Source organism: Cupriavidus basilensis (assembly GCF_029335485.1).
In the GTDB taxonomy this organism is placed as follows: Bacteria; Pseudomonadota; Gammaproteobacteria; order Burkholderiales; family Burkholderiaceae; genus Cupriavidus; species Cupriavidus basilensis_E.
The window spans coordinates 1-6,136 of sequence record NZ_JARJLM010000383.1 but is presented as its reverse complement, the minus strand read 5'-3'; the positions used below and the strand labels follow the sequence as shown (position 1 = coordinate 6,136).

Here is a 6,136-nt window from a genome sequence, read left to right as displayed (position 1 = left end):
TTCGCTCTTGATGTGGAAGACTTCCACGCCGACCGAATCGCAGTCCGGGTAGACATCCGGCTTTTCGGTCGAGACGCGCACGGCGCGCACCTTGGGGTGCTTGAGCATGGCGCGCGCCACGTCGTCGCACAGGGTTTCCTGCAGGTGCACGTGGCCTTGCGCCATGCGCTCGGCCACCGTGCTGCGCATGAAGTCGTAGTCCACCACTTCCTGCAGCTTGTCTTCCTGCGGCGTGCTCTGGGCCAGCGGCACGAACAGGTCGATATTGACCAGCACGCGCTGTTCGCCTTTTTTCTCGAATTCGTGCACGCCGATATTGATCTGCACTTCGTAGTTGCGCAGGAACATGCGGCGGCAGTCCTGCAGGCTGGGGTGAGAGAGGGCGGCGAGCATGGTCATGATGGGAGGGAGAAAGAAAAAGTAAGCGCGCGCGGCCTGGCCGCACGCGCCGGATACGTCATTCGGTGAGGAACATCACGTCGCGCGCCAGCGGCATCAGGTGCTGGCCGCCATCGACGTAAAGGGTGGTGCCGGTCACCGCGCGTGCTTCGGCCAGGTAGGCCACGGCCTGCGCGATGTCCTCGGGGGTGGACGACTGCCCCAGCGGCGTCATGCGGTGGGCGCGCCGGAAGCCGGGACTGGACTGGTCGCCCGAGACCATGGTGATGCCGGGCGCCACGCCCACCACGCGCAGTTTCGGCGCCAGGGCCTGGGCCAGTTGCACGGTGGCGGTCTGCAGCGCCGCCTTGGACAGTGTGTAGGACAGGAAATCCGGGTTCAGGTTGTCCAGCTTCTGGTCGAGCAGGTTGATCACCACGCCGCGCTGGGCATCCGACAGCGCCCGGTGCAGCTCGCGCGCCAGCAACAGCGGCGCGGCCACGTTGGTACGCATATGGGTGTCGAGCGAGGCATAGGAAAAACTGGTGGCCACGTCGTACTGGAACAGCGAGGCATTGTTGACCAGGCAGGTCGGCACGCCCAGCGCCTCGCCGCAGGCGGCGATCAGCTTCGCGGTGGCGGCTTCGTCGGCGAGGTCAGCCTGCAGCACCGCGGCACGCCGGCCGCCGGCGCGGATCTGTCCGGCCAGCGCCTCGGCCTCGGACAGCGAACGGTGGCAGTGCACCGCCACGTCCCAGCCGCGGGCAGCCAGCTCCAGCGCGATCACGCGCCCGAGCCGGCGGGCGGCACCGGTCACGAGGGCAACGCCGCGCGCGGGGGCGGCCGTGGCGGAGGCTGCGTCGGCGGGAGCGCCGGCAGGCGATGCGGAGTCGGGGGATTCGGAGGCAGGCATTGCTACAATCGCGGTATGCACAAAGGCGCTAGTTTACCCCTTCCCCCCGCCGACGCACTGTCGGCGTCCGCAGCGCTCTGCGCGCACATCGGCCAGGCCATCGACGAAGCCGGTGGCTGGCTCGGTTTCGACCGCTATATGGCGCTTGCGCTATATGCGCCCGGCCTGGGCTACTACAGCGGCGGCGCCGCCAAGTTCGGCCGCGATGCGCGCGACGGCAGCGACTTCATCACCGCCCCCGAACTCAGCCCCTTCTTCGCCCGCACCCTGGCGCGCCAGTTCGCGCCGCTGCTGGCGCAGGGGCTGGGCCAGGTGCTGGAATTCGGCGCGGGCACCGGCCGGCTGGCGGCCGACCTGCTGCTGGCGCTGGAGCAGGAGGGCCAGTTGCCCGAGCGCTACGCCATCGTCGAACTCTCCGGCGAGCTGCGCGCGCGCCAGCAGGCCACCCTCGCTGCCCGCGCGCCGCACCTGGCGCCGCGCGTGAGCTGGCTGGATACCTTGCCCGGGCATTTCGAAGGGATCGTCGTCGGCAACGAAGTGCTCGACGCCATGCCTGTGCGTCTGTTCGCCCGCAGCCATGGCCGCTGGCTGGAGCGCGGCGTGATCCGGCAGGAAGCCGATGCCGGGGCCGGCGAGACGGCACCCGCCTTCGCTTTCGCCGACCGCCCGCTGGCGGCCGGCGCCCTGCCCGAGGCGCTGCATGCCGTGGCCGGCGACCACGACATCGTCACCGAGACGCACGCCGAGGCGGAGGGCTTCATGCGGGCGGTGGGGTCGATGCTCGCGCGCGGCGCGGCGTTCCTTATCGACTACGGTTTCCCCGCCGCCGAGTACTACCATCCGCAGCGCGTCGGCGGCACGCTGATGTGCCACTACCGCCATCACGCCCACCCGGACCCCTTCCTCTATCCCGGCCTGCAGGACATTACCGCCCACGTCAACTTCAGCGGCATCGCCCATGCCGCCGCCGATGCCGGGCTGACCGTGGCCGGCTTCGCCTCGCAGGCGCGTTTCCTGATGAATGCCGGCATCACCGAGCTGCTGATGGCGCTGGACCCCAATGACACGCGCAGCTTCCTGCCCGCGGCCAATGCGGTGCAGAAGCTGCTGTCGGAAGCCGAGATGGGCGAACTGTTCAAGGTCATCGCGCTGACCCGCGGCCTCGATGCGGCCCTGCCCCTGGCAGGATTCGCACGCGGCGACCGCAGCCACGCGCTATAGTCCGCGCATCCCACCCCACCCTTCAGGCACGCACCATGCTGCGCTGGACTTTCACCATCTTCCTGGCCGTCATCGTGCTGTCGGCGGCGTTGCCATGGCTGCAGAAGCTGGGGCTTGGGCGCTTGCCGGGAGACCTACGGTTCCGGCTGTTCGGGCGGGATTTCATGCTGCCGTTTGCGTCGACGATCCTGCTGTCCATGGTGGCGCTGGTGATCGGGAAGCTGCTGTAGCGGCCGGGCATGCTGCGGCGACGGGACGGATATCGCTCCTGCGTGCGCCCGCCCTCTAGCAAACCGGCGGCATTTGCCGAAGCGGACAGGATGCGCCAAAAACGCCTGCATGACGATGGCGTCGACTCCCCTTCCCCTCGGGAGGAGAGGGGTGGCTTGGCCAGGCGCCACGGCAAGCGCAGCCGCCGTTTTTTTCCGGCACGGCAAGCCCCCTACGCCTCCAGCCGCGCCTCCACCGCCGCCACCCGCGCCGCATGCACGCGGCCCTTGATCAGGCTGACATTGCCCGCGCACGCCAGCGCCACCGCGCCGGCATCCACCGACGAAGCCGCCTCCAGCGCCTGCAGCAACCGCTGCGCCTGCGGATAATCGCGGCCCTCGAAGCCAAGCCGCCCGCGCGCATCGGCCTCGCACGCCTGCAGCGCTTCGGCAAAGCGCGCCGGCTTGCGCAGCGCATCGCAGCGCTCCAGCAAACGCGTCAGGGCCGCCGCGCCGAACTCCGCCGAGCGGTGGATATTGCCGTGCTCGCGCGCCACCACCAGCGCCAGGTCGCGGCAATCGGTGGGCACGCGCAGGCGCTTGCACACCGCCTCGAGCAAGTCCACGCTGCGCTCCTCGTGCCCGATATGCCGCGGCAGCACGTCGGCCGGCGTGGTGCCCTTGCCCAGGTCGTGCATCAGCGCGGCGAAGCGCACCGCCAGCGAGGCACCCATGGCGGCAGCCGTATCGACCACCATCATCACATGCACTCCGGCATCCACCTCGGGATGGTATTCGGCGCGCTGCGGCACGCCCCACAGCCTGTCCAGTTCCGGCAGCAGGCGCGCCAGCGCGCCGCATTCGCGCAGCACCTCGAACATGCGCGAGGGCCGCGCCTCCATCAGGCCGCGCGCGAGTTCCTGCCAGACGCGCTCGGCCACCAGCGCATCAACCTCGCCCGCCGCCACCATGCGGCGCATCAGCACGAGGGTCTCGGGCGCCACGGTGAAATCGACGAAGCGCGCGGCAAAGCGCGCCACGCGCAGGATCCGCACGGGGTCTTCGGCAAAGGCGTCCGACACATGCCGGAACAGCCGTGCGGCCAGGTCCCTCTGTCCGCCATAGGGATCGATCACGGGGCCGCTCAGCGTGCCGTCCTCGCCCACCGCCTGCGCCATGGCGTTGATGGTGAGGTCGCGGCGCACCAGGTCGTCTTCCAGCGTCACGTCCGGCGCGCAGTAGAAGGCGAAGCCCTTGTAGCCGGCCGCGGTCTTGCGCTCGGTGCGGGCCAGCGCGTATTCCTCCTTGGTGCGTGGATGGAGGAAGACCGGGAAATCCTTGCCCACCGGCTTGTAGCCGGCGGCTTCCATCGCCGCCGGGGTGGCGCCCACCACCACGTAGTCGCGGTCCTGGCTGGGCTTGCCCAGCAGGGCGTCGCGGATGGCACCGCCTACGGCATATACCTGCATGGGCTCGCTCAATGGTGGATCACGATCGCGTCGGCACGATCGGGGGCCAGCCGGTAGGGTTCGTCGGAGGCGAGGAAATCCCGCTCTTCGCGCGCATCGGCAATCCATGCCTGCATGGCCGGCAGCGCCAGGATAAAGTCCGCGTAGCGCTTGGCCGCCTCGGGCAAGTGGATGCCGTAGGTGGCAAACCGGCTGACCACCGGCGCGAAATAGGCATCGGCGATGGTGAAAGCGCCGAACAGGAAGGGGCCGGCGCCGGCATGGCGCGCGCGCAGGCCGGACCAGATCGCGGCAATGCGGTCGACGTCGCGCTGCACCGCCACGTTCCAGCCGCGGCCCGGCAGCACCGCGGTGACGTTCATCGGCAACTGGCTGCGCAGGTTGCCGAAACCCGCATGCATCTCGGCGCAGATGGAGCGCGCGAGCGCCCGTTCGGCGCGATCGGCCGGCCACAACTGCTTCTCCGGGAAACGCTCGGCCAGGTATTCGGCGATTGACAGCGTATCCCACACCGTCACGTCGCCATCGACCAGCACCGGCACCTTGCCCGCTGGCGAGTAACGCGCGATCGCTTCATCGAACCCGGCCGTGAACAGGCGCACTTTGATCTCTTCGAACGCAATGCCGGCATGCTGCATCAGCAGCCAGGGGCGCAGCGACCAGGACGAGTAATTCTTGTTGCCGATGACGAGCTTCATCGCGAGATCCTTGCAGGAGACGTAGGGAGGAGAGAGGCCAGGGCAAGCCGTCCGCGAAAAAGCGGGCTGGACCGCACGCCGGCGAACGGATCATTGTAGCGAGCGGTCCCAGCCCCCTCCAAGCGAATTGCGCTCGCAGCGATGTGAATCCAGGTCACATGGCGCGGGCAGCGGCCGGACGCCCCGCCAGCCCTCCCCTGCGCCGCCTGCCGCTCAGCGATAGATGCTGCGCCGTAGTCCCTGCATGCGGCTTTCATGGCCGCGGCCCGCCAGCACGTCGGTCATCACGACTTCGAGCCCCACCGGCTGGGCCAGGCCCAGCTCCGGCGCGATCGGCCCCGTCATGACGTTGTCGAGCTGCATGGAGTCGAGGTTGTCGCGCGACATCACCGGGCCGCCGGGCATATGCTCCAGCATGGCCGCCTGCACGCGCGCCAGGGCGTCCGGCAGGTGCAGGACCGGGCGCGGGTTACCGCTGGCGCGGCCGGCGAAGCGCACCAGTTCCTCCAGCGTGTAGACCTGCGGCCCCGCCAGGTCGTAGGCGCGGCCGATGGTCGCCATGGTGGCCATGGCGTTGACGAAGGCCTGCGCCACATCCTGCACATAGACCGGCTGGAACTTCGCCTGCGCGCAGGCCAGCGGCACCACCGGGGCCAGTTGCTGCATATTGGCGAACAGGTTGAGGAAATGATCGTCGGGGCCGAAGATCACGGACGGCCGGAACATGGTCCAGTCCAGGCCGCTCTCGCGCACGATGCGCTCGCCGTCGCCCTTGCTGCGCAGGTACATCGAAGGGCCGGCGCTGCCGGCGCCCAGCGCGCTCATGTGCAACAGCCTGCGCACGCCGGTGCGCAGGCAGGCTTCGACGATGCGCCGTGGCAGGTCCACATGGGCCGCGGCAAAGGCGGCGCCGTAGGGTTCGGCGCGCTCGCCATGGAGGATGCCCACCAGGTTGACCACGATGCCGTCGGTGCCGAGCGTGCCGACGGCTGCATCCAGCGCGGTCTCGTCTTTCACGTCCAGCTCGATCACCTCGACCCGTGGCAGCAGCAGCAGGTGCTGCGCATGCTCGGCATCGCGGGTGGCAACGACGATGCGCTCGGGGTCGAGCGGCGGCTCGACGACGGTGCCGGGCTCGAGCGGCGTGTTCGACGCGGTGGCAACGCCCGCCAGCCGGGCCACCAGGTGGCTGCCGACAAAGCCGGCCCCGCCGATCACTAGAACATTGCTGGTCTGCATGGATTTCTC

The 6,136-nt window shown here is 69.4% G+C and carries 7 protein-coding genes; 2 read left to right on the top strand and 5 right to left on the bottom strand.

Translation table 11 applies throughout. The features are described from left to right. Together P3W85_RS22750 and P3W85_RS22745 are read right to left on the bottom strand one after the other, a co-directional pair. The coding region (locus tag P3W85_RS22750; RefSeq protein WP_035810337.1) for a dihydroneopterin aldolase at window positions 1-399 on the bottom strand (399 nt) is incomplete at its 3' end. Window positions 400-457: 58 nt separating this feature from the next. Then, complete coding sequence (locus P3W85_RS22745; RefSeq protein ID WP_276266445.1) at window positions 458-1,291, bottom strand: SDR family oxidoreductase; 834 nt, start codon at window positions 1,289-1,291, stop codon at window positions 458-460. Window positions 1,292-1,306: 15 nt separating this feature from the next. Between P3W85_RS22745 and P3W85_RS22740 the strand changes: the two genes are divergently transcribed. Beyond that, entirely contained in the window at window positions 1,307-2,512 is a 1,206-nt protein-coding gene (locus P3W85_RS22740) for a class I SAM-dependent methyltransferase (RefSeq protein ID WP_276266444.1), read from the top strand. Window positions 2,513-2,547: 35 nt separating this feature from the next. Beyond that, entirely contained in the window at window positions 2,548-2,742 is a 195-nt protein-coding gene (locus tag P3W85_RS22735) for a DUF2905 domain-containing protein (RefSeq protein WP_017224937.1), read from the top strand. Window positions 2,743-2,954: 212 nt separating this feature from the next. On the opposite strand, the gene P3W85_RS22730 is transcribed toward P3W85_RS22735, so the two are convergent. The 3 genes from P3W85_RS22730 to P3W85_RS22720 form a co-directional block, all read right to left on the bottom strand. Then, entirely contained in the window at window positions 2,955-4,190 is a 1,236-nt protein-coding gene (locus P3W85_RS22730; protein ID WP_276266443.1) for a multifunctional CCA addition/repair protein, read from the bottom strand. A gap of 8 nt (window positions 4,191-4,198) precedes the next feature. Beyond that, complete coding sequence (locus tag P3W85_RS22725; protein ID WP_017231324.1) at window positions 4,199-4,888, bottom strand: glutathione S-transferase family protein; 690 nt, start codon at window positions 4,886-4,888, stop codon at window positions 4,199-4,201. A 213-nt stretch (window positions 4,889-5,101) separates the two neighbouring features. Next, entirely contained in the window at window positions 5,102-6,127 is a 1,026-nt protein-coding gene (locus P3W85_RS22720) for a complex I NDUFA9 subunit family protein (RefSeq protein ID WP_017231323.1), read from the bottom strand. Window positions 6,128-6,136: the final 9 nt, after the last annotated feature.

Coding starts and splice junctions, on each gene's coding strand:
- P3W85_RS22745 (WP_276266445.1), bottom strand. CDS start 1,291: ATGCCTGCCTCCGAATCCCCCGACTCCGCATCGCCTGCCGGCGCTCCC.
- P3W85_RS22740 (WP_276266444.1), top strand. CDS start 1,307: ATGCACAAAGGCGCTAGTTTACCCCTTCCCCCCGCCGACGCACTGTCG.
- P3W85_RS22735 (WP_017224937.1), top strand. CDS start 2,548: ATGCTGCGCTGGACTTTCACCATCTTCCTGGCCGTCATCGTGCTGTCG.
- P3W85_RS22730 (WP_276266443.1), bottom strand. CDS start 4,190: ATGCAGGTATATGCCGTAGGCGGTGCCATCCGCGACGCCCTGCTGGGC.
- P3W85_RS22725 (WP_017231324.1), bottom strand. CDS start 4,888: ATGAAGCTCGTCATCGGCAACAAGAATTACTCGTCCTGGTCGCTGCGC.
- P3W85_RS22720 (WP_017231323.1), bottom strand. CDS start 6,127: ATGCAGACCAGCAATGTTCTAGTGATCGGCGGGGCCGGCTTTGTCGGC.